Below are 25,088 nucleotides of genomic sequence, written 5' to 3'. Positions count from 1 at the left end.
TCCGATGCTGATCACCAGCCTGTTGCCGCTGTTGTCCCGCTACTCGCTCGGCTGCGACCTCGTCGCCGGCTCCGACGCGGTCACCGTCACGATCATTCCGCGCAAGGCGACGGGGTCGAAGCACGACCTCGATGCCGGCGAGGTCCGCCCGATCTCCATCACCGGCACTGCGGCCGAGATCGACGCCGAGCTGGCGAAGGGCGCCGACGGCGCACTCGGGCAGCTGATCGCCGCGCGCAAGTCGCTCGCCGACCAGATCGCCGAGCAGCGCGACGCGGCCGAGAAGGCGAAGACCACTTCGGCGGCGAAGACGAAGGGCGCGTCGAGGACCACCGCCAAGCCGGCCGAGAAACCGGCCGCCGAGAAGCCCGCGGTGCCGGCCGATCTCGTCACCCCGCCGCCGGCGGCACCGACCACCAGCGCGCCGGGCGAACCCGCCTCGCTCTGGTGAGCGCGGCCGACCCATCCACCCCCAGCCATCCCGAGGCACCCATGCAAATTAACCAGCTCACCCGCGTGTATCGCTACGACGGCATCGACCTCCCGATCCCGCCGCACCTCGCCGACGATCCGCAGGGCCTGCGCGCCTACCATGCGACGCTCTACCCGGCGATCCTGAACGCCGAGACGGTCGACGCCGGCGTGATCGGTACCACGCACGTGACCGAATACCGGCGCGCGGTCGGCACCAAGGGCTGACCGTGGCGGCGGCACCGCGCGCGGCGATCCCGCCAGCACCCCGCAAGACACTTCTCGAATGGATCGACCATGATGATGGCGACACGACCGACACCACCGCACCCGCCTGCAGCGCCGACCTCCAGGCCCTCCACGCGCAGCTATTCGTCGCGATCGGCCACGAGGGGCGCGGCCAGCCCGAAGCGCTTCAACCGCCTCCCGGCCTTCGTCTCGCGCCCCTCGGGTGATCTGGCGGGGCGGGCGGTCGCGCTGTCGGCCGACGTGCCGGCGGTGTTCGACGCCACCCTCGCGCCGCATCACAAGCTGATCGGCCGCTGGGTCGCCGAACGCGAAACCGAGCCGCGGCGCTATACCCGGCAGGGCGCGCGCGAGCGGATCGAGAAGGTGTTCGGCGCCGCGGTGCTCGACATCATGGCGCCTGTCGACGTGGTCGATCTGAACGTGATCGCGCTGGTCGGCGGCGATGATCTGCCACCCGCTCTCGCGGTGGTCTGTAACACCATCGGCGAGATTGATCTCGGCTGGATCGTGAAGGCCAACGTGCTGGCGAACACCCTAGCCGGGCACGTCGCGCCAGTCGGCTGGCGCGCGGCGGCATATAAGGCGATCGGCGAGACGCTGAACGCCGCGCTGCCGGTGTTCGGCTTCGCCGACCTCATGGAAGAGGTGTCAGCCTACAACTGGGATGGTGCGACCACCGACGAGGAAGCGCGCGCCACCCTGATCGACTACCACGGCGAGGACGCGTTCGAAGAGAACGACTTCACCTTGCCCTCGCAGATGTACGCTCGCCGTCCTGACTGGATGACGGCCAAGCCTGCTCCGCTCAAGGACATGCCTGCCGACCTGCGCAAGGCGCTGAGACGGCTTCGCGACACGCATGCGGCGCTGAAAGCGATGGACCGCACCAGCAATGCCTGGGCCGCCGAGTCCGAGCACGTGTTCGATTACATTCCCGGCATGGCGGATTGCGGCACGCTGCCGCCCCTCACGATCGTGCCGTTCGACCACTTCGCGCGCGAGATCGATGACGTCGCACGCTTCGGCATGGAGCAGGGCTTCTACGATGTCGCGGGATTGTGCCCGCTGGTCGACGCCGCCTCGATCGACACCTGGTTCGCCTCTCTGAAGGTCGGCGTCGAGTTCCTGCTCGCCGCGCAGCACCTGATCAGCCTCGATCCTGCCAACCCGAGGAACCCACAATGACGATCGCGACGGGGTTTGAACCCACCGGCGGCGGCATGGCGCTGACCAACGCCATCCTCCTATATCAGAGCGAGGGCGTATCCCTCTCCGACCCGTACCGCGTGCGTCGTGCCGACGGACTGACGTTCGCGAGCATCCATGCCGTCGAACAGGTCGACGGGTGCCCGGTGATCGTCGCCGGCGCACCGCTATCGCGCGCGCACCTGCGGCAGTGGACCGAGGCGCTCGGCCGCAACAAGGCGCCGGAGATCCTGCCCGAGAACGTGCTCGTCTCGCACGCCGACGTCCTCGCGTGGTGGGTGCCGGCGCAGGTGCGCACCTCCTATTTCGCGCTGTCGCACCCGCCCGAAGGATTGCGGGCGCTCGCCGACCGCATTGTGCTGCCGCTGCCGTATCCGGCGCACCTGTTCGTCGCGACACGTAACGAGCTCGGCGTCTATGCCCTCGCGGCAAGCGAGCGGCCGGTGGCCGACACGCCGGTGCTGCACTCGCCGGTGCTGAACGTCTTCATCAACGGACAGCTCTGCTGGGGCAACATCGCACGGCCGAAGGCGATCACGGCGGCATCGATCCCCGAGTTCGAGCGCGCCGTGTTCGCATCCTGGTCGACGCACCCGAACCCCGGTCAGGAGGCAACCGTGACTGGCCGCGGCGGGCTGGTGAAGCTGTGGGATGACCTCGCCGTGCGCAAGGCGACACGCTTCCCGGCTGGCCGACTGAAGCCATTCGGTTCAGTCGGGCGCGGCAAGGTCGACCAGCCGGTGACTTTGGGCGCGCTGATCAAGCGGAGCGTCCGCGCATGACGCTCGCCGACGATCCGACGGCCGCCGCGGTGCTGGCCGCCGCCCCCTGCTATCCGGTGCCGCCTAGTGGGCGCTCGCCCGCAATCGACGCGCTGCGCGACGCGCGCGCGGGGCAGGGTCTCGCGATCGGCTGCGATGGCGTAATGCTGATCCTGCGACGGCCGTGGCTCGCCGTCGACGTGCCGGTCACGCCGCCGATCAAGGCGTATCTGCCCTATGGCAGCGTCGGCGAGCCGCGCGCGGTGCTGCGGTGCGGGCTGATCCCCGGTGACATGCTGGCCGGGATCCTCGACCACCTGTGCGCGGCGCTGCCGAACGAGGCGGCCGCCTTCGTGATCTGGAACGAGGCGACCGGCACGTTCGCGGTCGAGTTCCCGGCGATCGACGCCGCGACGCCGTCGCGCCTCGTCTATCGCACGCCGACCGCCGCGGCCGGTCAGCATTTAGTCTGCGACATTCACAGCCACGGCGCGGCGCCGGCGTTCTTCAGCACGACCGACGACGCCGACGACGTGCACACCACCAAGGTCGCGCTGGTCTTCGGCAACCTCGACAATCCCGACGGCCCGACCGTGGCGTCACGTCTCTGCGCCGGCGGCATGTTCCTGCCGATGCCGCGCAGCCCCTTCGCAGGAGATCACCATGCCGCATGATGCTGCTCGCCGGCACTACCTGCCCGACGCCTACGGCAATCGTGTCGTGAACGTCCTGCTCGTCGGGTGCGGCGGCAACGGCGCACAGATGCTGATGGGACTCGCCTCCCTCGACGCGGCGATGCGCGCGATCTCGTCACGGTCGCTGCACGTCACCGTGGTCGACGACGACACGGTCAGCGAGGCGAACCTCGGCCGCCAGCCGTTTTACCGCTGCGACATCGGTACGTCGAAGGCGCGGACGCTCACCGAGCGGATCAACATCGCGCATGGCCTCAACTGGCGCGCGGTGCATGGGCGCGCACCGGTCGACATCGGCCTGGATGCGATCGACCTGCTGATCACGTGCGTCGACACCGCGGCGGCTAGGCGAGCGATCGGCGGCGCGATGGTCGCAGGCCGATCATGCCCGCGCTATTGGCTGGACCTCGGCAATCGTGCGACCGACGGTCAGTTCCTGATCGGATGCCCGAACCCGTCGGCCGGCGGCACGCCGGGTCGGCTCCCGACCGTTCTCGAGTATTTCCCGGAGCTGGCCGACGAGAGCATCGCCGAGGATGATGCCCCGTCGTGCTCGGTCGCCGAAGCGCTCGAGCGACAGTCGCTGTTCGTCAACCGGGTGGTCGCAAGCCACGCTCTCGCGCTGTTGTTCGATCTGCTCGGCCGCGGGTCGATCGGCCACGCCGGCGCCTTCATCAATCTCGCCAGCGGGCAGGTGCTGCCGATCCCGTTGCCGCCTTCATCGATTCCAGGAGGTCCTGAAGCATGAAGGGCTCAGGTCCGCAGGTCCTATTCGCCCTCGTTCACCGCGACACGTTCGAGTTCGTCGCCGGACAGCCGCGCGCCGTTTTCGAGCTCGACGTAAAAGTCGGTTCGCTGGTCCGCGTAATGCTCCCGCATCATGACGGCGCACTCGCGAACCGTTCCATCATGCACCGGAGGGCGCGCTGGCCCCTCGTAGTCACCCGGCATGATACGGTGAAGTTTCGCCGCTTCGTTCAACAGCCCAGGCATGGATTGTCTCTCCCGTCGCAATCGGAGACGCGTGCTCGCCAACCGAGATCGCCTCATCTGATCTTGAAACGGCAGCAAGCTGGGAAGGATGCGGCATGATGCAGGTGACGCTGCCCTGGCCCTCCCCCAAGCTAAACCCGAACCGATCGCGCGGGCAGCATTGGGGCAAGCGCGCCAAGCTGTCGAAGCGCTACAAGATCGATTGCGGCTGGGCGTGCAAGGCCGCCGGCCTCCGTCCGCTGGCAGCGGCACGGGCGGCGGTGAGCATCACGTTTCACCCGCCCGATGCGAACCGCCGCGACCTCGACAACATGCTCGCGGCGATCAAGTCGGGCTTGGATGCCGTCAGCGTCGCGGTGGCCGTCGATGACGGACTGTCCGAGCTGACTCTAGCCCGCGGCGCGCCAGTCAGCGGCGGCGCGGTCGTCGTCACCATCGCCGCCGCCGCGTCGGCCGACCAACCTCAGCCTAGCCCTCCAATCGTGAGAACGGCCGCATGACCGCGCCCCTAACACCACCTGATGCCGACCTTCAGGACTTCCCCTTCATGCCGCTGCACGTCGCACGGCTGCGCGACAGCGACCTTGCCGCCGAGGGCGATCCCGAAGGCTGTTGGTACGCGGTGCTGCTATGGGCGGCGGCGTGGCACCAGCTGCCCGCGGGGTCGTTGCCCGATAACGATACGGTGCTGATGAAGCTATGCGGCCTGGGTCGTGACGCGCGCACCTTCCGCAAGCATCGCGCGGACGCGCTGCGCGGGTTCGTTGCGTGCGACGATGGCCGGCTTTACCATCCGGTGATCGCCGAGCAGGTGACGTCGGCATGGGGGAGCAAGCTCCGCCAGCGTCATCGCAGCGAGTGCGCCACGCTGAAGAAGCGCGACGACCGGGCAGGCATTGCGCCAAAAGACCGCGAGGCCCGTCCGACATTCGGCGAGTGGTTGTCCCTGCATCATCCCGCGTCCGTCCCGTTCGTGTCCCTAGGGACGGACGATGCCGTCCCTAGGGACAACGCCTCCAAGAGACAGGGAGAGGGACAGAGACAGGGACAGGGACAGGGAGACCTTAGTTCCGAAGCTGACGCTTCGGCCGCCGCTGCCGCGACGCCGCCGGTCGAGGTCCTTCCGCCTGCCGATCCCGAGAAGGTCATGTTCGACGAAGGCATACGGCTGCTCGGAGCGGCGGGCATCCCGGTCGCACGAGCCCGGCCGATGCTTGGCAAATGGAAGCGCGATCACGGTGCGCCTGCCGTGATCGTCGCGCTCGGCAAGGCGCAGCGCGAAGGCGCAATCGATCCGACATCATTCATCGAGGGGGTTCTCCGCAATGGCAAACGACGTGACGCAGATGGCGGCGGCTGGGCAGCACGACCTGGCATGGAGGGCATTGAGCCTGCATCCCTCGATGACGACGACAATCGCCGAGCAGTTGGGCGCTGACGCCCCGGCTTGCATCGAGGCCGCCATCGCCAAATGCACCCATGAGCTGCGCCCTGTACCGTCGGACGAGAAAGGGCGAGGCGAGTGGCGAGCCGCGATCGATGAGCGCCTGCGCCGCCTTGCGGTAAAGGTGCTGCCGACCGCGCGCGCGGCCGACACGATGGAATGGCGCGAAGCTCTCGCAGATGCGCTGTCGGACCTGCCTGCCATGATCTCGCTGACCGCCGCCAAACGGGCAATCCATCGGCCCTTTCGCTTCATTGGTGAGATCGAGGTAACGGTGCGCGAGATCGCGGCCCAGCTGATCACCGAGCGGGAGGAACGCCTCGTTGCCATGCGTCGGCACCGCGACGCGATTGACCGCGCGTTGAACCCGCCCGCGCCGTTGCTCGGTGCACCCGCCCCGAGCCCTGCGCCGCCGCGTCCCGAAAAGGTGGCGTTCGTGAACGACTGGATGCGTCGGCACGGCCTCGAGACGCGCTTCGCTGAAGATGGCAGCACCTATCAAGAGCCGCCGGTCGGCGAGGCCGCGTGATCGAACCGAACAGCATCCCTGTTCCCTTCACCACGAGCGCCACTGACCGTGTGCTGAGCGCGGTCAGGGCGTATCGTCGCGAGCATGGGCGATCACCGACGCTGGGCGAGATCGCGCGGCGCGCGCTTGTACGGCGGCAGCACGTCGCACGCTATCTCAAGCGGCTGCAGGAGGCCGGCTACTTGGTCTATGACCGCCGCGCGGCCGAACCAATCACGCTGGTCGACCTCGCCGCCAACCTAAGCGACCTCGACCTCGAGAACGGCTGCCACGGTCGCGGCTGGACCGTGATCAAGTCGGCGGTACCCAATCTCACCACGTCGTTTCCGGTCGATCCGGTGGTGCCAAATTGGGAACTGCCGCTCGTGGATAAGCTGCAGCACATAGAGTGAGCGCTGCCGCCCCGGCTGCGCCGGGAGCAATGAATGACGGGAGAAAGCCATGAAGGGTCGCTGAGGTCATCGCGCTGGTGCGTGCTACGCATGGCCGCACCGCGCACCCTGAAGGTGGTGACCTCGTTGCGTGATGCCGGCATAGAGATCTGGACGCCGGTGGTGGAGCGCCAGCGCCGCGCGCCGCGATCGAAGAAGAAGGCCGAGGGCACCGTTCCGCACCCGATCGCGCCCACGTTTGCCTTCGCGCGCGCCGTTCATATCGAGGAGCTGCGCGCGATCCGTCGAGATCCGCTGTCGCCGCATCCGGACTTCTCCCTGCTGCAGCATCGCGGCGAGGTGGTGCAGATCAGGGATAGCGATCTGGCGGGCCTGCGTGTGTCGCAGGAGGTCGAGCAGCGGAAGGCGGGTAGCATCCGCAAGGATCGCGCGCAGCCGCTCGACGTCGGTGCGGAGGTGAAGATGACGGATGGCCCGTTCACCAGCATGTCGGGCGTTGTCGTGAGCAGCGACGGCCGCCGCACCTTCCTCAACTTCGGCGGCATGTTGGGCCGCGTAGAGATCGCCACTTCCAATCTTTCCGAGATTGGTCTAGAGGCTCCGGTTCTAACGCCTGCTCGCAAGCAGGCACCCGCTGCCTTAGCAGCCTAGCGAGCGTGACCGGCTGATCCTTCGGGATCTTACTGCCCTCGCACCACAACGTACCCGCGCATGTCGCGGGGCGAAGTCCAACGGTATTCCCGAACACAGCGAGGGCCACATGGCCAATAACGCACAAGCCAAGGGCACGCGCCTGCGTGACCTCGCCGATGAAGCGCATCAGGTCGCGTCGGACTTGGTCGAGCTGGCCGGGCAGGCGGATCAGCCATCACGCACGATCGAGCGCGCCGACCGCCTGATCGCCGCCGGTGAGGCCGCCGCATCGCACCTCAATGACATCGCTGGTTCGGTACGTCGGGCGTTCCGCGGCTGATGCGCTACCATGTCGCCAGCTGCATCGGCTTCGGTGCCGTGGTCGCAGCCGCGGTCGGGCTGCTGCTCGACACCGCCGCGCGCTGGTGCATGGGGGCCTAGGCCCCCCGTTGGGTCCCCCCTGATGCCGGGCGCGAATGTGGGGGGCTAGGGCGCGACGCGTGTGCGTTTCCCGTTTTCGCGGGGGACTACGCCTTATTATTCGTGTTTTGGATTATTCGGCCGAGCCGCTGATCGGCGGGAGGACGCATGGCTCAACCCGCGACCGGCCGCCGCGCGCCGAAAAAGGCCGCCAAGGGTCCGCTGATCGTCAGCCTCGACGAGTTCGCGTCGATCTGCAGCGTCACGCCGGAAACGATGCGCAAGCATCTCGTCGACGCACCCGCCGATGCCGACTGGATGATCGAGCGCGGGCGTCGCGGCGTCGGTTACAAGATCGCTGCTCCGGGTGCGGTCGCATGGTGGAAGAGCAGGTCGAGCGTCGGCGACGCCGAGGACGATGCCCGCCGGTCTCAGCTGGCCGAATGGCGTCTCATGGCAATGGGCGACGGCGGCGACGACGAAGGCTTCCGAATGACGGGAGCCGAGCGGTCCGCGGAGTTCCAGGCCGGCATGGTCGAGCTTCGGTACCGCGAGCTGATCGGTGAATTAGCGCGCGTCGCGACGATCCAGGATGAGATCGCGAACGCGGTGATCGAGCTTCGCCGCCAGCTGCTGCGTGTGGCGCCGGAGCTGCGCCGCGAGCACGGCTTCGAGAAGGAGTTGGAACTGGCGATCGAGGCGAAGATCGCTGAACGGCTGGCGGCGTTCGTCGCCAAGCTGGACGTCGATGTCGCCCTCGCCGACGCCTGACGTCGAGCAACCGTCGGCTCCGCGCCTTGGTGCGCTCGCCCGCCTCATGGAGGCGCGGCGCGAGCCGCCGCGCTTCGCCGACGCGGGCACCGCGATCGTGAAAGCATTCGCCGAGGTCGCCTTCCCCGAGAAGGTGACGCCGATGGAGGCGGCGAACCGGCATCGCTTCCTGCGCAACCCGGGTGCCTACAGCGGGCCGTGGCGCGACAGCCCCGAGCCGATGCAGCACTTGGTGCAGCCGACCAACAACCTCGCGATGACATGCTCGTACAGCGTCCTCGCAATCATGGGCCCGTCTCAGATGGGCAAGTCGGAGATCGGCAACAACTGGCAGGTCCACTCGGTCATGTACGACCCGGCGGACATTGGCTTCTGGCTCTGTGACAAGAATCTGATCCACAGCTACGTCACGACGCAGATCGACAAGCTGCTCGACGAGTGCCCGGACGTGAAGGCGCGCCAGCTTACCGGTTCGTCTGCTGATAACATTCACCTCAAGCAGTTTCGCGGCTGCGATTGGCACTTCCTGTGGCCCACCGGCTCGAACTTCCGCGCACGACCGTTCTCCCGCGGGCGTATCGACGATCTCGACGACTTCGACGACGACATCGGCGGGCAGGGCGACGCGGTTTCGCTGTTCGAAGGCCGCACCACGAGCTTCCAAGGGTACGGCTGGAAACTGTACGTCAACTCCAGCCCGAAGAAGGGACCCAAGCGGGGCATCGAGGCCTTGGTCGCGTCCGGCACCGGCAATCGCTGGTACGTCGACTGCCTCATGTGCGCCGAGCCGTTCGAGATGGCATGGGAGCGCCTCAGCTTCCGCCAGGACGGCACGCCGGTCGAGGCTGCCGAGAGCGTCGTCATGGTGTGTCCGCACGAAGGTTGCGGCGGGGCGCACGTCCAGGCCGACAAGCCGGCGCTGATGGCGACCGGCCGCTGGGTCGGCAAGGGCGAGACGGCGGTGTCGTGGTCGACCGGGACGAACTCGGGCAAGGTCGGCAAGATCGAGGTCAACACCGTCGACTCCTACTACTGGGACGGCGTGTTCGGGCTCGCGCCTTGGTCATCGCTCGCGCGGCAATATCGCTCGGCCGAACTCCGGTTCGAGGAGCACCAGGATGAGGGGCCGATCAAGTCGTTCTGGCAGACAAAGGTCGGCCGCAACGATCCCGGTCGCGGACGCGGCGACGCGCCGGTGACCGAAGACGCGCTGATGGAGCGCGCGCGGGCATCGACCTACCGGATGGGGACCGTGCCTGACGGCGTCATCGCCATCACGCACACGGTCGACCTCGGCGCTGATCGTTTCTCTGTCATGGCGGTCGGCCACGGCCTGAACAATCGCGCTTGGATCATTGATCGCTTCGACATCACGACGCTCGATGACGGCATCACGAAGGTGGAGCCGTTCCGCAAGCGCGAGCACTGGAAGGTCCTGCACAAGAAGGTGCTCGCGAAGCGCTATCCGCTGGCGCGCGATCCGTCGCTCAGCATGCGGGTGCTCTGTACCGGGGTCGATACGGGCGGCGCCGAGGACGCCACCGACAATGCCTATGCGTGGTGGCACGATATGGTCACCGGCAGCTTGGCCGAACGCCGCCCAGCGCTGCCGGCGAGCGCGATCATGCTGCTCAAGGGCGGCAATCGCCCGAACGGCGTCCTGCTGCCGCGGCCGACGGTCGATGCCAAGCGGCAGATGGAAGGGGCGCCCGAGTGCGAGCTCGTCGTGCCGAACGTCAACCGTTTCAAATCGATTGCCGATTACCGCATCCGCCGCGCGGCGGCCGGACCGGCGTTCATCGACCTGCCGCGCGAGTTCGCGGACTTGCCGCTTGGTCGACTGGTCAACCCGTATGTTGCCGAGCTTCGCGCAGAGGAAGAGATCGAAGGCCGTTGGGAGAAGCCGGAAGGCGTCCGCAACGAGACCTGGGACCTTCTCGTCTACGCATTGGTCGTGATCATGAAGATGGTGGGGCGCGACCCCAACCTCTCCGCCGTGCCCAGCTGGGCGCGTCCGCCCCGGGTCGCAGCGCCAACGATCGCGCTGCCGCCGCCCACCGATGACGATCCTGCTCCGCCCCCGCCGCGCCCAGCTGGGCCGAAGGTGAGCCGGCAGGGCACACCCGCCCGACCTGCCCCAAACGGGTCGCGCCGGGGGGTCCGTATCGTCCGATCCCGCTGAGGAGCCCTTATGGCAGGCATCACGCTCGAGGTCGCCGACGCGCGGTTTCAGGAGTACATGGCGGCCGAGAAGGCCGTGCTCGCCAGCCAGGCGTACAAGATCGACGGGCGCGAGATGACGCGCGCCGACCTCGAAGCCATTCGTTCGGGCATCGAATACTGGTCCGGCTGGGTCGACAAGCTCAATCCGGTGCAGCGCATCCTGCCGACGCCGCGCGCCGTCGGGCGGGTCCGCGGCGGCCGGTACCGGATGCGCTGACGTGAAGATCGAGGTCCGGCCGACCCTGCTCGATCGCGCGATCGGCTATTTTGCGCCGAAGGTTGGAGCCGATCGGCTCGCCGATCGCACGCGTATGAGCGCCAGCACCAGCTTGTTCGGCGGCAGCGGCGGGTACCGCGGCGGGCGCGGCGAACGCGGCAAGCGGCGCGGCTGGTTTGCGCGGGCGCGCTCCGCGAACGCGGACATGCTGCCCGGATCGGAGCGCCTGCGCGCCGAGCAGCGCGATGCCGTGATGAACGCGCCGATCGCGACGGCCGCTATCAACCGGATGGTGACCGCAGTCGTCGGCTCCGGGTTGATGGCGCTACCGGCGATTGATGGCGAGGCGCTCGGCCTGACCCCGGCGCAGGTCGAAGAGTGGCACCGTCGGATCGCGGCCGACTATGACGGCTACATGGCGTCGAAGGATGCCGACGCCGAACGCAAGTCTACAGGCTATGGGCTTCAGGCGGTGTCCTACCGTGGCGCGATCACGTCGGGTGACATCCTCGCCATGCGGGTCATGCCCGATGATCAGCCCGGGCGCGTCACCGCGACGGCGTGGAAGCTGATCGAAGCCGACCGGCTGCGTAATCCGCCGACCGTCGCCGACGGTGCGATCGATCCGGCGACCGGACATATGATCGCGGGCGGTGTCGAGGTCGACGCTTTCGGCGCACCCGTCGCCTACCACGTGCTCAAACAGCACCCGGGCGACCTCGTGCTGCGCCCCGGCGCGATGCTGGTGCCCGAGCGGATCGAGGCATGGGATCGGGTGCTGCAGTTGCCGCGCGTCGTTCACGTCTTCAAGCGTGAGCGTCCCGAACAGGTGCGCGGCGTCGGGATGCTCGCCACGGTTATCGAGCCGCTCAAGATGGTCTCGGACGCGAGTGACGCCGAGCTCTACGCCACGGTGATGTCAGCGATGATCGCCGTCGTCTACAAGTCGAAGGGCGCGTCGCCCATGCCGATGCCCGACTTCGGCGACGAAGACGCGGTCGAAGGCGGGGGCGAGGGCGGTGGTGGCATGATGCCGCCCGAGGCTCCCAACGAGTACCGGTTCGAGGCGGGCTCGGTCATGGAGATCGACAGCGACGCCGAGGTCGACATCAAGTCGCCCGGACGGCCGAACTCCGCCTTCGATCCGTTCTTTCAGGCGATCGTCCGCCAGATCGGCGCCGCGATCGGCGTGCCCGCCGGCGTGCTCATGCTGATGTTCAACTCCAGCTACACCGCGTCGAAGGCGGAACTGGAAGTGTTCTACCTGCAGGTGCGCGCCGAACGCGCGTGGCTCGAGGGCGATATCGCGGTGTGGCAGTATGTCTGCTGGCTCGCCGAGAAGATCGCGCGCGGCGATTACGACATGCCGGGGTTCTTTTCCGACCTGCGCCGCCGGGCGGCCTGGGCAGGCGTCGGCTGGCGCGGTGACGGCAAGATCACGCTGAACGCGCTTCAGGAAGCCAAGGGCTACGAAGTTCAGGAGGCGCACGGCTGGCGCACCGGCGAGGAGATCACCGCCGAGCTGACCGGCGGCAGCTTCCGCGAGAACATCCGAAAGCGTGGTGCCGAGCACCGCGCCTTCGTCGCTGAAGGACTGCCCCTGCCGGCCCAGGCCGGCGCCGCCAAGGCCGCCGCTCCCGCCGACGCCGCGGCTGACGATGCCCCCGATGGTGACGAGAAGAAGGACGAAAAGGCATGAGCTTTCGCTCGTTCAGCCGCGCCGGGATCACCCGACGCATGTTCAACACGCCGCTCGCCGTGCTGCCGTCGACCGCCGCAATCGTGCTCGGTGTCGTCGGTCCGCGCTTCGACGTCAGCCAGCTGCTGATGCACGCCGGCGGCGAGCAGCTCGACATCGGCGAGCTGGAAGCGCGAGCGGCGGCAACGCGCGCCGGGATCGATGCACGGCGCGGCGCCGACGAACGCCATGCCAATCTTAATGCCACCGATGTGCTCGATGTTCATGACGGTGTCGCACACATCAACGTGCGCGGCGAACTCGTCGCCGAGAATGGCGGCGGCGTCAGCCCCAGCTCGGGCTTCACCGGCTATGACGCCGTGGCGGCCGCCTGGGGCTTCGCCCAGCGCGACCCCGCTGTCCGCGGGATCGTCGCCGACATCGACTCTCCCGGCGGCGAGGTCACCGACCTCATGGAGCTGTGCGCCCGCATGATGGCCGACCGCGGCAACAAGCCGAGCCGGGCGATCATCCGCGGTGTCGGCGCGTCGGCCGCCTACGCAATTGCCAGCTGCTGCGACGAAATTACCGTCCAGGACCTCGGCTACGCCGGCTCGATCGGCGTCATCACGATGCACGCGGACTTTTCGGGCCAGCTTGAGCAGGCCGGCGTGAAGGTGACGTTGATCCATGCCGGCGCGCACAAGGCGGACGGGAACCCGTTCGAAGCGCTGCCAGATGCTGTTCGCGCATCGATCCAGACGGACATTGACCACGCCTACGGTCGCTTCGTCGATCACGTTGCGACCGCGCGCGGCATGTCCGCCGACGCCGTCCGCGCGACCGAGGCTCGCGTCTACCGTGGTCAGGAAGCCGTGAACGCCGGCCTCGCGGACAAGGTCATGGGCTGGGCGGACAGCCTGAACGAGTTCGTCGCGACCGTGAACGGCCGGGCCGCCCCGGCATCTACCCCGCGCAAGGCCAAGACCGCCGCGCGCGCCTCCCAGGAGAACCCTAGCATGACCATCCTCGCGGGCATCTCGGCCCTCACCATCGTCGGCTCGACAGCGCATGCCGCCGAGATCCAGACTGCCCTCGTCGCCGCGGGCGCGGCGGACGGCTTGGTCGTCACCGCCGTGGACGCCGCCCCGGTGGCGGACGCCTCAGCCGAAGACGAACGCGGTCGTATCATGGCGCTGGTCGACCTCTGCCCTGAAACGACGGTGTCCGCCTCGCTGACCACCGCGATCGAGAGCGGGCAGGCCGCCGGCGACTTCGCGATCGGCCTCGCGCAGGCGGCCAAGGGTCGCGGCGGAAGCATGGAGCAGTTGCGCGCCGGCTCCGTCCAGCCCGATCAGTTGCCCGCTGGCGGCAAGCCTGACGCCAAGAGCGGCGTGAAAGCACCCACCGGACAGGCGCGCGGCGCTGCGATCGTCGCTCGCGCCGCGGCGCTGGGTCACAAGGCCGTCGCCCACCTCGCGCCCGCCAAGGGCTGACGCCCACTCGCCCCGAAACCGGCGCGGCCGTCCGACCGTGCCACCCTCCTGAACAAGGGACTGATCCATGTACGAACGCGCCTCGCGCTCGGTGAGCACCTTCACCGCCCCCAAGACCTTCATCCGATCCTCCGCCACGCTGCGCACCCGCAAGGTGGTGCTGTCCGGCGCGCTGTTCGTCGCCGCATCGGTGCTCGGCATCGTGACGCTCGGCACCGCGGCGGCCGCCGCAAAGCCCGGCAACGTCGGCAACGGCACTTTCGCACTGAACGAGTCCGCGCCGCTCGGCCCGCGCACGAAGCCGGGCATCTACACGCTGCGTTGCATCGCCGCGGCCGCGAACGGCGGCACCTTCCGACTGGAAGACCCCGACGGCATCGTCCTCGGCGACGTCGCGATCGCAGGCGGCGCCGGCGGCACCGCCGTCGTTGGCGAACACATTCGCGGCACCATCACCGATGGCGCTACCGATTTCGCCGTCGGTGATGGCTTCGACGTGACGGTTGGCCTTGCCCCGAAGGTGGCAGGCCTCGATCGCGCGAAACTTGCCGCGGCGGCCTCGGTCGATGGTAGCCAGGAGCCGAGCCTGGTGCTCGCCTATGACGTCGACGCCAGTGCCGGCGATGTCGAGGCGATCGCCTACGAAAGCGGCGATTTCGTGCGCGAGCAGCTCGTGTTCGGCGCGGGGATCACCGCCGACACCGCCCGCGAGAGCCTGCGCCGACGCAACATCACGCTCGGCTGATCCACCCCGCCTGACCCGGGCAGCGACGCCGGGCCAGCTCCGTCCCGAGGGCGGTCCGATCGAGCGATCGGGCCGCCCTTGTCGCACCTCATCACCCGGAGAGCCCCATGGCCGACTTCACCCTCTACGACACGACCGAGCTGTACGGCATCATCCAGCCGCTCAGCGTCCGCGGCAACTTCCTGCGGTCCCTGTTCTTCTCCGCCGCGCCGATCCTTTTCGACACGCCCGACATCAAGTGGGATCGTGTCTTCGAAGACCGCCGCCTGTCGCCGTTCGTCAGCCCGTACTCGCCGGGCAAGCCGAGCCAGGATCGCGGCTACCAGACCGAAAGCTTCGTGCCCGGCTACCAGAAGCCGACCGACCGCGTGGACCCGTCCAAGCTTCAGAAGCGGCGGCCCGGCGAGGCGCTCGGCGGCGAGTTGAGCATGTCCGACCGCCGCGATCTGCTCATGCTTGAGTACATGCTCGCGCATAAGGAGAAGATCGAGCGGCGCGACGAAGTCATGGCCGCCGAGACCATCCGCACCGGCCGCGTCACGATGACCGGTGACGACTATCCGACGTCGGTGGTCGACTTCGACCGGCCCGCCAACCTCACCAAGGCGCTGACGCTGACCGCGCGTTGGGGTGAGGACGGCGTGTCTCCCGTCGGCAACGTCGAAGCATGGCTCGATGAGGGATCGGCGGAGGTCGGCGCGGCTTACAGCCACGTCATCTTCGAAAAGGGCGCCTGGGCGCTGTTCGCGAAGGATCCCGACTTCAAGTCGAAGATCGACACCACCCTCGGCCAGACGCGTAGCGCGGTGGAGCTGGGCTTCACGCCCGGCGCGCCCGGATCGCCGATCTTCAAGGGTCGGATCGGCACCGTCGAGCTCTACGTCTACAATGACTTCTACGAGGATGCCGACGGCTCGAAGAAGTGGCTGCTGCCGGCCTACACCGTCATCCTCGGCGCGCCCGCGGCCTACGAGGGCACGCCGACCTACGGTGCGATCCTCGATCCGCGCGCGGGCTATGTCGCGATCGAGTGGTTCCCGAAGAATTGGATCGACGAGAACCCGGCGGCCGAGTGGGTTCAGACGCAGACGTCGCGCCTGCTGATCCCGAAGCGGGCCGCGGCGACCATGTGCGTCACCGTCCGCTGATCGCGACGATCCGCACCTGATGAGACTGGGCCGGCAGCATCGCCGGCCCGGTTCCTCGAAGCCGCGCAGGTCCTGACCCACGGTTTCGATGAACCCAGGAGACCGACATGACCCAAACCACCCCGACCAGCCGCCGCTCGTCCAAGAAGGCGAGCCTCGCCGCGACCGCCGCGGCGGTGACCAAGAACATCCTCGGCGCCACCTTGGCGAAGCCAACCACGACCGAGATGCCGCAGGCGATCTCCGAGATTCACGTCTCGCCCGAGGACGTCATCCCGGCCGGTACCGTCATCACGCGCGAGATCGCGGAGCAGGCCGGGCTCGACGAAGATGATGTGTTCGACCTGATCGACGGTGGCCACGTCAAGATTGTCGAGGTCTACGCCATGGCGGCGACCGACGACGCGATGTCCGCGCCGCAGGCCTGACCAGTGGCACTCGATTTCGCCGCCGACATGCACGTCTTCTTCGCCGCCGACGAGTTCGGCGAGGCGTTGAAGGTCGATGGTGTCGTCGGCGAGATCGTCGGTATCTGGCACCGCCCGAGCGACGAGGTTGATCTCGGGGCAGGGAAGGCGGTCGTCGAAACCAATCTGCTGTCGATCCCGGTCGCGTCGCTTCCTGATCCGGTCGGTGCAGCCCTGACGATCGTGCGAAGCGGCGAGCGCTTCGTCGTTGTTGGCGTGCCGCGGTTGAGCTCCGATGGGGCGATCTGGTCGTGCGAGCTGGACCCCGCCTGACATGCTTCGTCCGCGGCTGAGCCGCGCGCGCGCCGACGAGATCGGAGCCGGGCTCGAGAGCGAGGTCGCCGGGTATCTGACCGCGGCGATGCGCGACACCACCGACGAGGTGAAGGACGCATTTCGCGCGCAGGTGCGCAAAGCTGGCCTCGGCGAGCGCCTGCCGAACGCCATCCGCGGCATTACCTATCCGCTCAGCCGCAACGCGCTCGAACCTGCCGGCTGGGTCTATGCGCAGCCATCGAAAGACGGTCGCGGCGCGGCTGCCATCATCGAAAGCTACGCCGCCGGCGCTATGATCGTGCCGCGGGCGGGCAAGCGCTGGCTGGCGGTGCCGACCGACGACTGCCCGCGCAAGCGGCAGGGCGATGCGCTGACCCCCGACGAGGTCGAGCGCAAATTCGGCCGTCGGCTGCAATTCATCAGCCCGAACGACAAGGGCTTCCGCACGCCAAGCGCGCGCCACCGCGGCGTCGCCTATCTGGTGCTGAAGGGTCTCGTGATCCGCAAGGCGACGGGGCGCTGGCGCAACGCCACCGAGCGGGAGCGCGCCGGCCGCACGCGCAATCCGCGCCCGGTGCAGGCGGTCATCATGTTCACGCTCGTGCCGCACGTGCGCAAGCCGAAGTCGATCGACCTCGCCGAGCCCGCCGCGCTCGCGGAGGCGCGCTTCCCCGCCAACCTGGACGCCCGCTGGAGATAGCCATGTCGAAGCACCAGGAAGTCGCTGCCGCGGTGAAGGCGCTGGTCAAGCGCGCGCTGCCGGTCGCGAAGGTGATCGGCATGGACCTTGGCGAGGCGAAGCCGACCAGCATCGGCGAACTCGGGCAGGCGATCGTCCGATCGGGCGACGCGGGCGAACCGGAGGTCGATCTGTCGCCGCCGACCTATTGGTGGGAGCGGACGTTCCCGGTCGAGCTTGCCGCCCGCGATGAGCCAAACCGCTCCGCGCAAGAGGTGCTCGCCGAGATGGCGATGAAGGTCGGCATCGAGATCTCGGCCGACCCCTACCTCGGCGGCCTGTGCGTCTGGCTCGACGCGACGGCGCCCACCGACGGCGAAGTCGACGAGCGTGGCGCGGCGCCGATCGCGTGGTGCGATTTCGGCATCGTCGCTTCCTACTCGACCACCAGCCCGCTGGGCTGACCTTTCACCCTCAGGAGCACCATTATGGCTCGTCCGCTTGGTATCAACGCCGTCATGGCCGCCGCGGTGGAAACCACCTACGGCCAGACGCCCGCCGCCGGCTTCTTCAAGCTGCCCTTCGTCAGCCATGGCCTCGGCGAAGAGCAGCCCCTGCTCGAAGACGACCAGCTGGGTTTCGGCCGCGAAGGGCTGGACCCGACCTACGACGTCATCACTAACGACGGCGACATCACCGTGCCGGTCGACCTGCGCGCAATCGGCTTCTGGCTGCGCCAGACCTTCGGCGCGCCGGTCACCGCCGGGCCGGTCGCGGGCAAGTACACGCACACCTTCTCGTCGGGCGCTCCGCTGGTACCGTCGACCAGCATCGAGTTCGGCAACCCCGACATGCCGATCTATTCGGCGCACTACGGCGCGGTGGTGAACCAGCTGAAGATCGCGATGGCGCGGTCGGGCATGCTGAACGCCGCGCTCTCGATGATCGCGCAGGGCGAGACGAACCCGGCCGCGGTGTCGGCCGCCGGCGTGCTGACCGCGTTGCAGGGGCCGCGCTTCGCGCAGGCGACCGGCTCGATCGAGATCGACGACGTGGTCGCGGCCAGCATCGTGTCGGCCGACATCGGCTACTCGAACAATCTCGACAAGGTCGAGGTGATCCGCGCGGACGGCCGCATCGGCGGCGTCGATCCCGGCGTCGCCCGCGCGAGCGGCACCATCAACACGCGGTTCACCGATCGGGCGCTGTACGACAAGGCGCGCGGCAAGGTGCCGGTAAAGTTGAAGTTCGGGTGGGCAATGGACGGTGGCTACAGCCTGATCTTCACGCTGCCGCGCGTCTTCCTGCCGAAGCCGAAGCGGACGATCACCGGGCCGAAGGGCATCATGGCCGCCTTCAACTGGCAGGCCTCGGGTGCGGTCGCCGCGCAGCTCACCGTCGCGCTGACGAACGACGTCGCCAGCTACGTCTGATCCCGGAGCAATCGACATGGTCAAGAAAGCCGCCGCGATGCTGATCGCGCCGCCCACGTTCGCCGAGATCGGCGTCACCGACATGGCCGTCTGTGCCAACGTCCGCGTCATCGACGCGAAGTCCGGAGAAACGATCGAGCGCGTGCGCCGCTACGATGTCGACGCCGGGCAGGTGAGCCGCTTCGAGGTCAAGGATGGCAACCTCGTCCGCGAGGGCGACAGCTACAAGCTGATCGACGAGGCACGCGAGATCCGCGTGGAGTGGATCGACCCGCCCGCCGATGAGCCGGCGTCCGACGAGGAGCAGGGCTGATGTTCGCGCTCTGTAACGCGAAGCCGGTCGAGCACGAGCTGATCCCGGCGATCGGCGACAATCCGCCGGTGAAGGTCACATTCCCCGCGCAGCCGTCGCTCCTGTCGCTGCGTGCGGCGCGGCGCGCGACAGTCGAGGCGCTGCGCGGCGGCGGCGCGGAGGCTGAGGAACGCGCGGCCGATGCGTTCACGACCACGCTGATCCGTCACAACATCGTGTCGTGGTCGGGCATTGGTGACGCCGACGGCAAGCCGGTCGAGCCGACGCAGGATGTCGAGCACCGGGACGTCGACGGCAATGTGACCAGCGTGGAGCCGGGCACGATCTCCATGTTCCTCGCCGAGCCGCGCCTCGTCGAGGCGGCCGACCAGCTGTGGGTGCTGCCCTGGGCGATGGCGGACGCGGAAAAAAACGGCTTGTCGCTCTCGCCGAATGGCACTTCGGCGGGGGCGACGCAGGAGGCCGATACTGCCAGCTCGTCTGCGACGCCGGAAAGCTCGGCCGATGCCGAGACGACGCCGGCCGACCAGCCTGCCCCTACGAGCGACACGAAGCGCGCACGGAAGCGGGCGAAGTAGCCTGGAGCCTGATCGCGGGGATCGGATCGCAGGTCCGGCTCGCCACCGTTCCCGGGCCTGACGGGCCGGTCACCCGCCCGATCGGGCTCGATAACACCGCCGTGATGATGACGGGCCAGGCGCTCGGCGTCGATCTCGCACTGATCGCCGCCATCCTGCCGCGGATCGAAGCGGCGATCATCAACCCGCCCGAGGGCGCCGAGGAGGAGGACCGCGATGGCGACACGTAGCGTCGGTTTCCGCCTCGGCACCGAGGGCAAGGCGAACGTCGTGAACGACTTCGCCGAGGTCCGCATGGCGGGCCGCTCGGCGATGAACGAGATCGCCGATGCCGCGGAGGATACCGCGCGCCGTGCGACCGCGGCGAACGACGAATATACCAAGCGGCAGCTCGAAAGCTGGAAGCGGCAGGCGGACGCGGCGAAGCTGAACGCCGCGCGCGCCGACGTGCGCGGCAGCATCGACGCGGCGCTCGGTCAGAGCGGCAACGGCGCGCAGTTCGCGACCGTCAACCTCGACCGTAGCACTGGCGCGGCGAAGGAATCGGCGGATGTGTTCCGGGCGGTGCTCGATGCGGAGGAGAAGCTCGAGGCCCGCACCCGCGCGCTGATCGCGGTGATCGATCCCGCGTCGGTCGCGCAGCAGCGCTACAACGTCGCGATCGCCGAGGCGCGCGAGCTGTACGATCTCGGCCGCATCAGCACCGACCAGTTCGCCGCCGCGCAGACGCGCGCGCAGGCCGCGCTCGACGTCGGCACCGGCGCGACCAAGCGTGCGGAAGTGGCCGCAGCCGCGCTCGCGAGCATGCAGGCGCGCGTGAACGCCGCCGGCGACAACGGGTTCGGCGGATGGGAGGGCTCGGCCGAGCGCTCCGCTGTCGCGTTTCGGGCGCTGATCGCGGAGCAGGAAGAACTCGAGCGCCGCTCGCGCGCGCTGCGCGCCGCGATCGATCCGGCCGCGGCTGCACAGCAGCGGTTCGACAGCGAGATGGCGGAGGCGCGCTCGCTGATCAGCCAGAACGCGATCTCGCTCGACGAATATGCCGCCAAGCTGCGGATCGAGCAGGGGGCGCTCGACGAGGCGACCGACGCCAAGAAGCGGAACGCGAGCGCCAGCGCGCAGGCGCGCCAATCGGGCATCATGCTCGGTCAGCAGGTGCAGGACTTCACCGTCCAGGTCAGTTCCGGGCAGAGCATCACGACCGCGTTCACGCAGCAGATCGGGCAGGCGGCGTTCGCGCTGCAGGGCATGGAGGGGCGGCTCGCCGGTGTCGCGGCCTTCCTGACCAGCTGGCAGGGCATCGTGCTGACCGTGCTGCTGACCGCGGCGGGGCCGCTGGTGGCGAAGCTGCTGGAAGGCAACGACGCGCTTGCCGACGGCGTCGACAAGCTGCGCGAGGATGCGCAGGCCGCCGAGATCTCGCGCCAGGCGAAGGTGCGGTTCGCGGCATCGGCAGACGGCGTGGCGGCGGCGATCCGCGACGGTACCGAGGCCACGAAGAAGTCGATCGACGCGACCAAGACGTCGGCCGAGCAGGACAATATCGCGGCCAAGCAGGCGCTCCAGCGCGAGATCAACATCCGCAAGGTCACGCTGGCCTTGCTCGATCAGGCGAAGGCGGAAGCGCGGCAGGCGGACGCGACCAATTTCGGCGCGGCGGGCGGTGCGGGCGCGGCGGCCGCGCAGACGATCTATCGCAACCGCGTCGCCGACGTCGAGAAGATGGCCCAGGAGCAGGCCGACCTGATCGCGCAGGCCGAAGCGCGCGTGCAGCAGACCCGTATCGCGCTGGCGAGCGAATCGGCGGCGCGCGCGACCGATCCGATGGCACGGATCAAGAAGGTGTACGACGACCAGGTCACCGCCGCGCAGGCGAAGGCACGCGCGGAAGGTACGGTCACCACCGAGCTGACGCGCCAGCTAACGCAGATCGAGCGCAACCGGCAGGCGGCGATCAAGGCCGAGCAGGACAAGCAATCCGCCGCCAATCGCAAGCCGACCGTCACCAACCAGATCGGGCGCAACGTCACGCTGGCCGAAGCCCGTGAGATCGCGGAGGGTATCGGCGGGCACATCAACAGCGACCACCGCACGCGCGAGGAGCAGGAGCGGCTTTACGCCAAATATGTGGCGTACAAGTCGGGCAAGGGACCGTGGGCGGCGCTGGCGGCGAAGCCCGGCACCAGCAACCACGAGCTCGATCAGGCAATCGACGTCGCGAAGGGCAATGGCGTGACGCTCGCCAAGCTGATCGCCGCGTATCGGCAGGCCGGCGTGAAGCTGACCGAGGCACTGGACGAGGGAAGCCACTTCCACGTCGCATGGAAGAAGACCGGCGGCGCGGCGCGCGAGGCAGCGGCCGAGCGGACGGAAGCCGCGAAGAAGGTTCGCGAGGCGGCCGCGGCGGAGCGCGAGCTGGAGCAGGACCTCACGACCACCGTGCGCGCGTTCGATCCCGCGCGCGCCGCGGCGGACGATTATGCCGACAGCCTGAAGCGCATCGCCGCGCTGGTGAGCGCGGGCAAGCTATCGCTCGCCGACAGTATCGATTACGCCCGCACCGCGCGCGTCCAGTATCTGACCGGGCAGAACGAGCGCTTCGCCGCCGATTTCAAGAAGCTGTTCGGCGAGAGCGACCCCATGGCGGGGATGATGGACGCCGCCGATCGCGAGATCCGCACGAGCGTCGACGAGAGCGCCGACGCGATGGACCGCAAGGCGAAGATCACGGCCGCTGGCGTTGACGAGGTGCGCGCGGCCGGCGTGCAGCTGGTCGACGTGTTCGATCCGTCGCAGTGGGACAGCTGGGGCAGCGCCGGGAAGAGCGTGCTCAACATGCTCAAGGGCGAGTTCATCGCGCTCGCGCTGCTGAACCCGCTGAAGAACCTCATCAACGGCAACAAGAACCTGCCGACGCTCAACAGCGCGATCAGCAGTATCAGCGGCCTGTTCAGCAAGACGCCCGCGCCTGGTCGCAACGCCACCGGCACCGAGCATTGGTCGGGCGGCATGACCTACGTCAACGAGAACGGCGGCGAGATCATGGACCTGCCGACCGGCACCCGCATTTACCCCGCGGCCGAGACGCGCCGGATGATGGCGGCGAACGACACCGCATCGTCACGCCAGCGCATCGACCTCCACCTCAACACCGACCTGTTCACCGCGACCGTGTCGGACGTCGCCGACCAGCGTGTCGGCGTTCACGCACCCGGGATCGCCGCTGGCGGTGCCGAGCTCGGCCGCGATCAGATGCGCAAGGCGCAGCGGCGGAAGATGGGGCGGCGCTGATGACGATCTATCTTCCGCCGTCGCCGCTGCCGCGCTCTGCCTCGCCGTCACCGATCGTGTTCGGCGGGTGGCAGACCCCGCCCACTGGCGGCATCGAGACGTGGCTCGGCTTCATGGGGTCGCGCCTGTCGATGGCGATCGAGACGCCGAACCTCATGCCCGAGCCCGACGGCCGGCTGTGGACCGCGGCGCTACTCGACGCGTGGCTGACCGGTGAGACGGTGGCGTGTCGCTTCCCGCAGCCAGGCTTTCACGTCGGCGCGCCCGGCAAGGTCGTCGTCGACGGCGCGGGGCAGGCGGGCATGGTGCTGAACATCCGCGGCGCGACCCCGCGCTACAGCTTCCGCCGGCGCCAGTTCTTCTCACTGCTCCACGGTGGCCGCCGGTATCTGCACTATGTGCGCGAGCCGGTGATGGTGGGGGCGAACGGCCGCGCGAGCGTACCGATCGGCCCTATGCTGCGCGTCGAGCCCGCGGACGGCGACAAGTGCGAGGTCAGCGTGCCGATGATCGAGGGCAAGCTGAGCGGCGACGCGAGCGGGTGGAAGATGATCCCCGCGCGCGTGCAGGGGCTGAGCTTCACGATCAGCGAGATCGCCTGAATGTCGCTGCTCGACCCCGCGCTCGAAGCGGCACTCTCCGCCGACCGCGCGACGATCTTCGGCGCGATCCGCATGGCGCTGCCCGGCCGCACCGTGCGGCTGCTCGTCGGCAGCGGCTTCGTCGACTTCCTCGTCGACGGTGCGCTCGAGCGTTTCACCGGCGAAGACGAGGTGGTCGGCACCTTCACCGCGATCGACACGCTGACGGACGGCTTCGGCGACGAGGCCCCGCAGCTGTCGCTCACCTTCACTCCGCGCGATGGCGTCGCCGCCGCACAGCTCTCCTCGGTGGCGATGCAGGGCGCACCGGTGCTGCTCTGGCTGGGCGCGATCGATCAGCAGACCGGTCGCGTGATCGGGCAGCCGCTGCTCCTGTTCAACGGCCTGCTCGATACCGCCAAGCTGTCGCTCACCTCGACCAGCCGCAAGGTCGAATACGAGGTGACGTCGATCTTCGAAGACTTCTTCCTGTCCGACGATGGCGCGAGGCTGTCGGACAGCTTTCACCAATATCTGTGGCCGGGTGAGCTCGGCTGCGCGTTCGTCACCTACGTCGCGCAGCAGATCTACTGGGGCACGTCCAGCCCGGATGGAGTGCGGCGATGAGCCAGCCCGAGATGGTGCGCCGCGTCGCGGCCGCGACCGCCACCCGCGACCAATTCATCGGGCGGCCGTTCCGCTGGGGGCGGAGCGACTGCGCGCGCCTCGCGGCGGCGCATCTACGTCGCATGGGGTACCAGGTGCAGCTTCCACCGTCGGGCAGCTACGGCGGCGCGAAGTCGGCGCTGAAGGCGCTGCGCGCGCGCGGGCACGAGACGTTGGCCGCCGCGCTCGACGCGATCGAGCTCGAGCGCATCCCGTGGTCGACCGCGGTCACCGGCGATATCGTCATGGGCGCATCCGGCGACGTGTTCGGTGCGCTCGGGATCAAGCTCAGCAACGGGCGACTTCTCGGTTTTCACGAGCACGCGGTCGGTGCGGCGATCCTTCAAGAGGTCGGGCTCGACACCGCGTGGCGGGTCACCCCGCTTTAGGCGCGCACTCCGCGACCTGTTTGGCCGGCATCCACGAGCGCACGTGCGTGCCGGTCGCGGTGCGATGAAGGTCCACGCGACCCCGGCCTGCGCCGGCGAACTCGCCCCATTTGAGCCAGATCAACGTCACGTCATCCGGGCGGTCGGGTTGCCGGTAGACGAGAGGTGGCCCGAAGTCGCCGACATCGATCAGGCACCGTTCCGCGTCGCCCATCGTGGCGCTGCTGTCGTATTCAGCCTGAACTGCTTTTCCGGCCAGCCCGGTCAGCAGGCCCGATGCCGCAAGCGTGATCGCAAATAGCGCCGTCATGTGAGCCACCTCCAGGTGGCGGAGAGGTAGGCCG

At 68.5% G+C, this 25,088-nt stretch carries 33 protein-coding genes; 31 read left to right on the top strand and 2 right to left on the bottom strand.

Annotated elements, in window-relative coordinates; all coding sequences use genetic code 11:
• The first annotated feature begins 4 nt into the window (after positions 1-4).
• The 6 genes from KZ810_RS13105 to KZ810_RS13080 all read left to right on the top strand — a co-directional run bounded on the left by KZ810_RS13105 (position 5) and on the right by KZ810_RS13080 (position 4,130).
• Complete coding sequence (locus KZ810_RS13105; protein WP_219769571.1) at positions 5-451, top strand: PRTRC system protein E; 447 nt, start codon at positions 5-7, stop codon at positions 449-451.
• Positions 452-492: 41 nt separating this feature from the next.
• Entirely contained in the window at positions 493-699 is a 207-nt protein-coding gene (locus KZ810_RS13100) for a PRTRC system protein C (protein ID WP_219769570.1), read from the top strand.
• Positions 700-771: 72 nt separating this feature from the next.
• Positions 772-1,905, top strand: coding sequence for a hypothetical protein (locus KZ810_RS13095; protein WP_258044892.1), 1,134 nt, complete (start codon positions 772-774; stop codon positions 1,903-1,905).
• Complete coding sequence (locus KZ810_RS13090) at positions 1,902-2,708, top strand: PRTRC system protein B (RefSeq protein ID WP_219769569.1); 807 nt, start codon at positions 1,902-1,904, stop codon at positions 2,706-2,708. Before KZ810_RS13095 ends, KZ810_RS13090 begins: the two co-directional genes overlap by 4 nt.
• A complete protein-coding gene (locus KZ810_RS13085) occupies positions 2,705-3,361 on the top strand; it encodes a PRTRC system protein A (protein WP_219769568.1) in 657 nt (218 codons plus the stop codon). The genes KZ810_RS13090 and KZ810_RS13085 overlap by 4 nt, the downstream gene beginning before the upstream one ends.
• The gene (locus tag KZ810_RS13080; protein ID WP_219769567.1) at positions 3,351-4,130 is read left to right on the top strand and encodes a PRTRC system ThiF family protein; all 780 of its coding nucleotides are present in this window, start codon (positions 3,351-3,353) and stop codon (positions 4,128-4,130) included. Before KZ810_RS13085 ends, KZ810_RS13080 begins: the two co-directional genes overlap by 11 nt.
• 20 nt (positions 4,131-4,150) lie before the next feature.
• On the opposite strand, the gene KZ810_RS13075 is transcribed toward KZ810_RS13080, so the two are convergent.
• Entirely contained in the window at positions 4,151-4,363 is a 213-nt protein-coding gene (locus KZ810_RS13075; RefSeq protein ID WP_219769566.1) for a hypothetical protein, read from the bottom strand.
• Between the two features lie 107 nt (positions 4,364-4,470).
• Between KZ810_RS13075 and KZ810_RS13070 the strand changes: the two genes are divergently transcribed.
• From KZ810_RS13070 to KZ810_RS12955, 25 genes are all read left to right on the top strand, one after another.
• Positions 4,471-4,875, top strand: coding sequence for a RusA family crossover junction endodeoxyribonuclease (locus KZ810_RS13070; RefSeq protein ID WP_219769565.1), 405 nt, complete (start codon positions 4,471-4,473; stop codon positions 4,873-4,875).
• Positions 4,872-5,813 (top strand): DUF1376 domain-containing protein, encoded by a 942-nt coding sequence (locus KZ810_RS13065; protein ID WP_219769564.1) that lies wholly within the window; start codon positions 4,872-4,874, stop codon positions 5,811-5,813. The genes KZ810_RS13070 and KZ810_RS13065 overlap by 4 nt, the downstream gene beginning before the upstream one ends.
• A complete protein-coding gene (locus tag KZ810_RS13060) occupies positions 5,779-6,348 on the top strand; it encodes a hypothetical protein (protein ID WP_219769563.1) in 570 nt (189 codons plus the stop codon). The genes KZ810_RS13065 and KZ810_RS13060 overlap by 35 nt, the downstream gene beginning before the upstream one ends.
• Positions 6,345-6,740: a LexA family protein gene (locus KZ810_RS13055; RefSeq protein WP_219769562.1), complete on the top strand. Its 396-nt coding sequence runs from the start codon at positions 6,345-6,347 to the stop codon at positions 6,738-6,740. Before KZ810_RS13060 ends, KZ810_RS13055 begins: the two co-directional genes overlap by 4 nt.
• Before the next feature lie 90 nt (positions 6,741-6,830).
• The gene (locus tag KZ810_RS13050; RefSeq protein WP_219769561.1) at positions 6,831-7,391 is read left to right on the top strand and encodes a transcription termination/antitermination protein NusG; all 561 of its coding nucleotides are present in this window, start codon (positions 6,831-6,833) and stop codon (positions 7,389-7,391) included.
• 109 nt (positions 7,392-7,500) lie between these two features.
• Complete coding sequence (locus KZ810_RS13045; RefSeq protein WP_219769560.1) at positions 7,501-7,713, top strand: hypothetical protein; 213 nt, start codon at positions 7,501-7,503, stop codon at positions 7,711-7,713.
• Between the two features lie 248 nt (positions 7,714-7,961).
• On the top strand, positions 7,962-8,564 hold the full coding sequence (locus KZ810_RS13040) for a hypothetical protein (RefSeq protein ID WP_219769559.1): 603 nt from the start codon (positions 7,962-7,964) through the stop codon (positions 8,562-8,564).
• 142 nt (positions 8,565-8,706) lie between these two features.
• Complete coding sequence (locus tag KZ810_RS13035; RefSeq protein ID WP_219769558.1) at positions 8,707-10,746, top strand: terminase gpA endonuclease subunit; 2,040 nt, start codon at positions 8,707-8,709, stop codon at positions 10,744-10,746.
• Positions 10,747-10,755: 9 nt separating this feature from the next.
• On the top strand, positions 10,756-11,004 hold the full coding sequence (locus tag KZ810_RS13030) for a DUF6148 family protein (protein WP_219769557.1): 249 nt from the start codon (positions 10,756-10,758) through the stop codon (positions 11,002-11,004).
• 1 nt (position 11,005) lies between these two features.
• Entirely contained in the window at positions 11,006-12,703 is a 1,698-nt protein-coding gene (locus tag KZ810_RS13025; RefSeq protein ID WP_219769556.1) for a phage portal protein, read from the top strand.
• The gene (locus KZ810_RS13020) at positions 12,700-14,178 is read left to right on the top strand and encodes a S49 family peptidase (protein WP_219769555.1); all 1,479 of its coding nucleotides are present in this window, start codon (positions 12,700-12,702) and stop codon (positions 14,176-14,178) included. The genes KZ810_RS13025 and KZ810_RS13020 overlap by 4 nt, the downstream gene beginning before the upstream one ends.
• A 67-nt stretch (positions 14,179-14,245) precedes the next feature.
• Positions 14,246-14,923: a head decoration protein gene (locus KZ810_RS13015; protein WP_219769554.1), complete on the top strand. Its 678-nt coding sequence runs from the start codon at positions 14,246-14,248 to the stop codon at positions 14,921-14,923.
• Between the two features lie 107 nt (positions 14,924-15,030).
• Positions 15,031-16,071: a major capsid protein gene (locus KZ810_RS13010; protein WP_219769553.1), complete on the top strand. Its 1,041-nt coding sequence runs from the start codon at positions 15,031-15,033 to the stop codon at positions 16,069-16,071.
• A 107-nt stretch (positions 16,072-16,178) separates the two neighbouring features.
• Positions 16,179-16,499: a hypothetical protein gene (locus tag KZ810_RS13005; protein WP_219769552.1), complete on the top strand. Its 321-nt coding sequence runs from the start codon at positions 16,179-16,181 to the stop codon at positions 16,497-16,499.
• 3 nt (positions 16,500-16,502) lie between these two features.
• Positions 16,503-16,811: a head-tail joining protein gene (locus tag KZ810_RS13000; RefSeq protein ID WP_219769551.1), complete on the top strand. Its 309-nt coding sequence runs from the start codon at positions 16,503-16,505 to the stop codon at positions 16,809-16,811.
• A gap of 1 nt (position 16,812) precedes the next feature.
• Positions 16,813-17,514: a DUF6441 family protein gene (locus KZ810_RS12995; RefSeq protein ID WP_219769550.1), complete on the top strand. Its 702-nt coding sequence runs from the start codon at positions 16,813-16,815 to the stop codon at positions 17,512-17,514.
• A 2-nt stretch (positions 17,515-17,516) separates the two neighbouring features.
• Positions 17,517-17,957 carry a hypothetical protein gene (locus KZ810_RS12990; protein ID WP_219769549.1) on the top strand — a complete coding sequence of 147 codons (441 nt, stop codon included), beginning with the start codon at positions 17,517-17,519 and terminating at the stop codon, positions 17,955-17,957.
• 24 nt (positions 17,958-17,981) lie between these two features.
• Positions 17,982-18,926, top strand: coding sequence for a phage tail tube protein (locus KZ810_RS12985; protein ID WP_219769548.1), 945 nt, complete (start codon positions 17,982-17,984; stop codon positions 18,924-18,926).
• A gap of 16 nt (positions 18,927-18,942) precedes the next feature.
• Positions 18,943-19,239, top strand: coding sequence for a hypothetical protein (locus tag KZ810_RS12980; RefSeq protein WP_219769547.1), 297 nt, complete (start codon positions 18,943-18,945; stop codon positions 19,237-19,239).
• Positions 19,239-19,817: a hypothetical protein gene (locus KZ810_RS12975; protein ID WP_219769546.1), complete on the top strand. Its 579-nt coding sequence runs from the start codon at positions 19,239-19,241 to the stop codon at positions 19,815-19,817. The genes KZ810_RS12980 and KZ810_RS12975 overlap by 1 nt, the downstream gene beginning before the upstream one ends.
• Positions 19,818-19,825: 8 nt before the next feature.
• Positions 19,826-20,047, top strand: a complete 222-nt coding sequence (locus tag KZ810_RS17470) for a DUF7697 family protein (protein ID WP_444547605.1) — start codon at positions 19,826-19,828, stop codon at positions 20,045-20,047.
• Entirely contained in the window at positions 20,034-23,108 is a 3,075-nt protein-coding gene (locus KZ810_RS12970; RefSeq protein ID WP_219769545.1) for a D-alanyl-D-alanine carboxypeptidase family protein, read from the top strand. Before KZ810_RS17470 ends, KZ810_RS12970 begins: the two co-directional genes overlap by 14 nt.
• Positions 23,108-23,710, top strand: coding sequence for a hypothetical protein (locus KZ810_RS12965; RefSeq protein WP_219769544.1), 603 nt, complete (start codon positions 23,108-23,110; stop codon positions 23,708-23,710). The genes KZ810_RS12970 and KZ810_RS12965 overlap by 1 nt, the downstream gene beginning before the upstream one ends.
• Entirely contained in the window at positions 23,711-24,316 is a 606-nt protein-coding gene (locus KZ810_RS12960) for a hypothetical protein (protein ID WP_219769543.1), read from the top strand. It abuts the gene before it with no gap.
• Positions 24,313-24,744: a DUF6950 family protein gene (locus KZ810_RS12955; protein WP_219769542.1), complete on the top strand. Its 432-nt coding sequence runs from the start codon at positions 24,313-24,315 to the stop codon at positions 24,742-24,744. Before KZ810_RS12960 ends, KZ810_RS12955 begins: the two co-directional genes overlap by 4 nt.
• Here the strand turns inward: KZ810_RS12955 and KZ810_RS12950 are convergent.
• On the bottom strand, positions 24,731-25,054 hold the full coding sequence (locus KZ810_RS12950; RefSeq protein WP_219769541.1) for a hypothetical protein: 324 nt from the start codon (positions 25,052-25,054) through the stop codon (positions 24,731-24,733). The two genes, KZ810_RS12955 and KZ810_RS12950, sit on opposite strands and share 14 nt — an antisense overlap.
• Positions 25,055-25,088 lie beyond the last annotated feature (34 nt).

This window comes from Sphingomonas citricola (assembly GCF_019429535.1).
Lineage (GTDB): Bacteria > Pseudomonadota > Alphaproteobacteria > Sphingomonadales > Sphingomonadaceae > Sphingomonas > Sphingomonas citricola.
Note: the sequence above shows the minus strand (reverse complement) of the source record. Positions and strands in the feature narration are given on the sequence as shown.

Bases quoted from the DNA above. Each gene is read 5' to 3' on its own strand.
- KZ810_RS12970 (WP_219769545.1), top strand. From the start codon at position 20,034: ATGGCGACACGTAGCGTCGGTTTCCGCCTCGGCACCGAGGGCAAGGCG.
- KZ810_RS13070 (WP_219769565.1), top strand. From the start codon at position 4,471: ATGATGCAGGTGACGCTGCCCTGGCCCTCCCCCAAGCTAAACCCGAAC.
- KZ810_RS12965 (WP_219769544.1), top strand. From the start codon at position 23,108: ATGACGATCTATCTTCCGCCGTCGCCGCTGCCGCGCTCTGCCTCGCCG.
- KZ810_RS12950 (WP_219769541.1), bottom strand. From the start codon at position 25,054: ATGACGGCGCTATTTGCGATCACGCTTGCGGCATCGGGCCTGCTGACC.
- KZ810_RS12990 (WP_219769549.1), top strand. From the start codon at position 17,517: ATGTCGAAGCACCAGGAAGTCGCTGCCGCGGTGAAGGCGCTGGTCAAG.
- KZ810_RS13065 (WP_219769564.1), top strand. From the start codon at position 4,872: ATGACCGCGCCCCTAACACCACCTGATGCCGACCTTCAGGACTTCCCC.
- KZ810_RS12975 (WP_219769546.1), top strand. From the start codon at position 19,239: ATGTTCGCGCTCTGTAACGCGAAGCCGGTCGAGCACGAGCTGATCCCG.
- KZ810_RS12980 (WP_219769547.1), top strand. From the start codon at position 18,943: ATGGTCAAGAAAGCCGCCGCGATGCTGATCGCGCCGCCCACGTTCGCC.
- KZ810_RS12995 (WP_219769550.1), top strand. From the start codon at position 16,813: ATGCTTCGTCCGCGGCTGAGCCGCGCGCGCGCCGACGAGATCGGAGCC.
- KZ810_RS13010 (WP_219769553.1), top strand. From the start codon at position 15,031: ATGGCCGACTTCACCCTCTACGACACGACCGAGCTGTACGGCATCATC.
- KZ810_RS13045 (WP_219769560.1), top strand. From the start codon at position 7,501: ATGGCCAATAACGCACAAGCCAAGGGCACGCGCCTGCGTGACCTCGCC.
- KZ810_RS13040 (WP_219769559.1), top strand. From the start codon at position 7,962: ATGGCTCAACCCGCGACCGGCCGCCGCGCGCCGAAAAAGGCCGCCAAG.
- KZ810_RS13020 (WP_219769555.1), top strand. From the start codon at position 12,700: ATGAGCTTTCGCTCGTTCAGCCGCGCCGGGATCACCCGACGCATGTTC.
- KZ810_RS13095 (WP_258044892.1), top strand. From the start codon at position 772: ATGATGGCGACACGACCGACACCACCGCACCCGCCTGCAGCGCCGACC.
- KZ810_RS13060 (WP_219769563.1), top strand. From the start codon at position 5,779: ATGACGACGACAATCGCCGAGCAGTTGGGCGCTGACGCCCCGGCTTGC.
- KZ810_RS13105 (WP_219769571.1), top strand. From the start codon at position 5: ATGCTGATCACCAGCCTGTTGCCGCTGTTGTCCCGCTACTCGCTCGGC.
- KZ810_RS13015 (WP_219769554.1), top strand. From the start codon at position 14,246: ATGTACGAACGCGCCTCGCGCTCGGTGAGCACCTTCACCGCCCCCAAG.
- KZ810_RS13050 (WP_219769561.1), top strand. From the start codon at position 6,831: ATGGCCGCACCGCGCACCCTGAAGGTGGTGACCTCGTTGCGTGATGCC.
- KZ810_RS13030 (WP_219769557.1), top strand. From the start codon at position 10,756: ATGGCAGGCATCACGCTCGAGGTCGCCGACGCGCGGTTTCAGGAGTAC.
- KZ810_RS13080 (WP_219769567.1), top strand. From the start codon at position 3,351: ATGCCGCATGATGCTGCTCGCCGGCACTACCTGCCCGACGCCTACGGC.
- KZ810_RS13035 (WP_219769558.1), top strand. From the start codon at position 8,707: ATGGAGGCGGCGAACCGGCATCGCTTCCTGCGCAACCCGGGTGCCTAC.
- KZ810_RS12985 (WP_219769548.1), top strand. From the start codon at position 17,982: ATGGCTCGTCCGCTTGGTATCAACGCCGTCATGGCCGCCGCGGTGGAA.
- KZ810_RS12955 (WP_219769542.1), top strand. From the start codon at position 24,313: ATGAGCCAGCCCGAGATGGTGCGCCGCGTCGCGGCCGCGACCGCCACC.
- KZ810_RS12960 (WP_219769543.1), top strand. From the start codon at position 23,711: ATGTCGCTGCTCGACCCCGCGCTCGAAGCGGCACTCTCCGCCGACCGC.
- KZ810_RS13090 (WP_219769569.1), top strand. From the start codon at position 1,902: ATGACGATCGCGACGGGGTTTGAACCCACCGGCGGCGGCATGGCGCTG.
- KZ810_RS13005 (WP_219769552.1), top strand. From the start codon at position 16,179: ATGACCCAAACCACCCCGACCAGCCGCCGCTCGTCCAAGAAGGCGAGC.
- KZ810_RS13085 (WP_219769568.1), top strand. From the start codon at position 2,705: ATGACGCTCGCCGACGATCCGACGGCCGCCGCGGTGCTGGCCGCCGCC.
- KZ810_RS13100 (WP_219769570.1), top strand. From the start codon at position 493: ATGCAAATTAACCAGCTCACCCGCGTGTATCGCTACGACGGCATCGAC.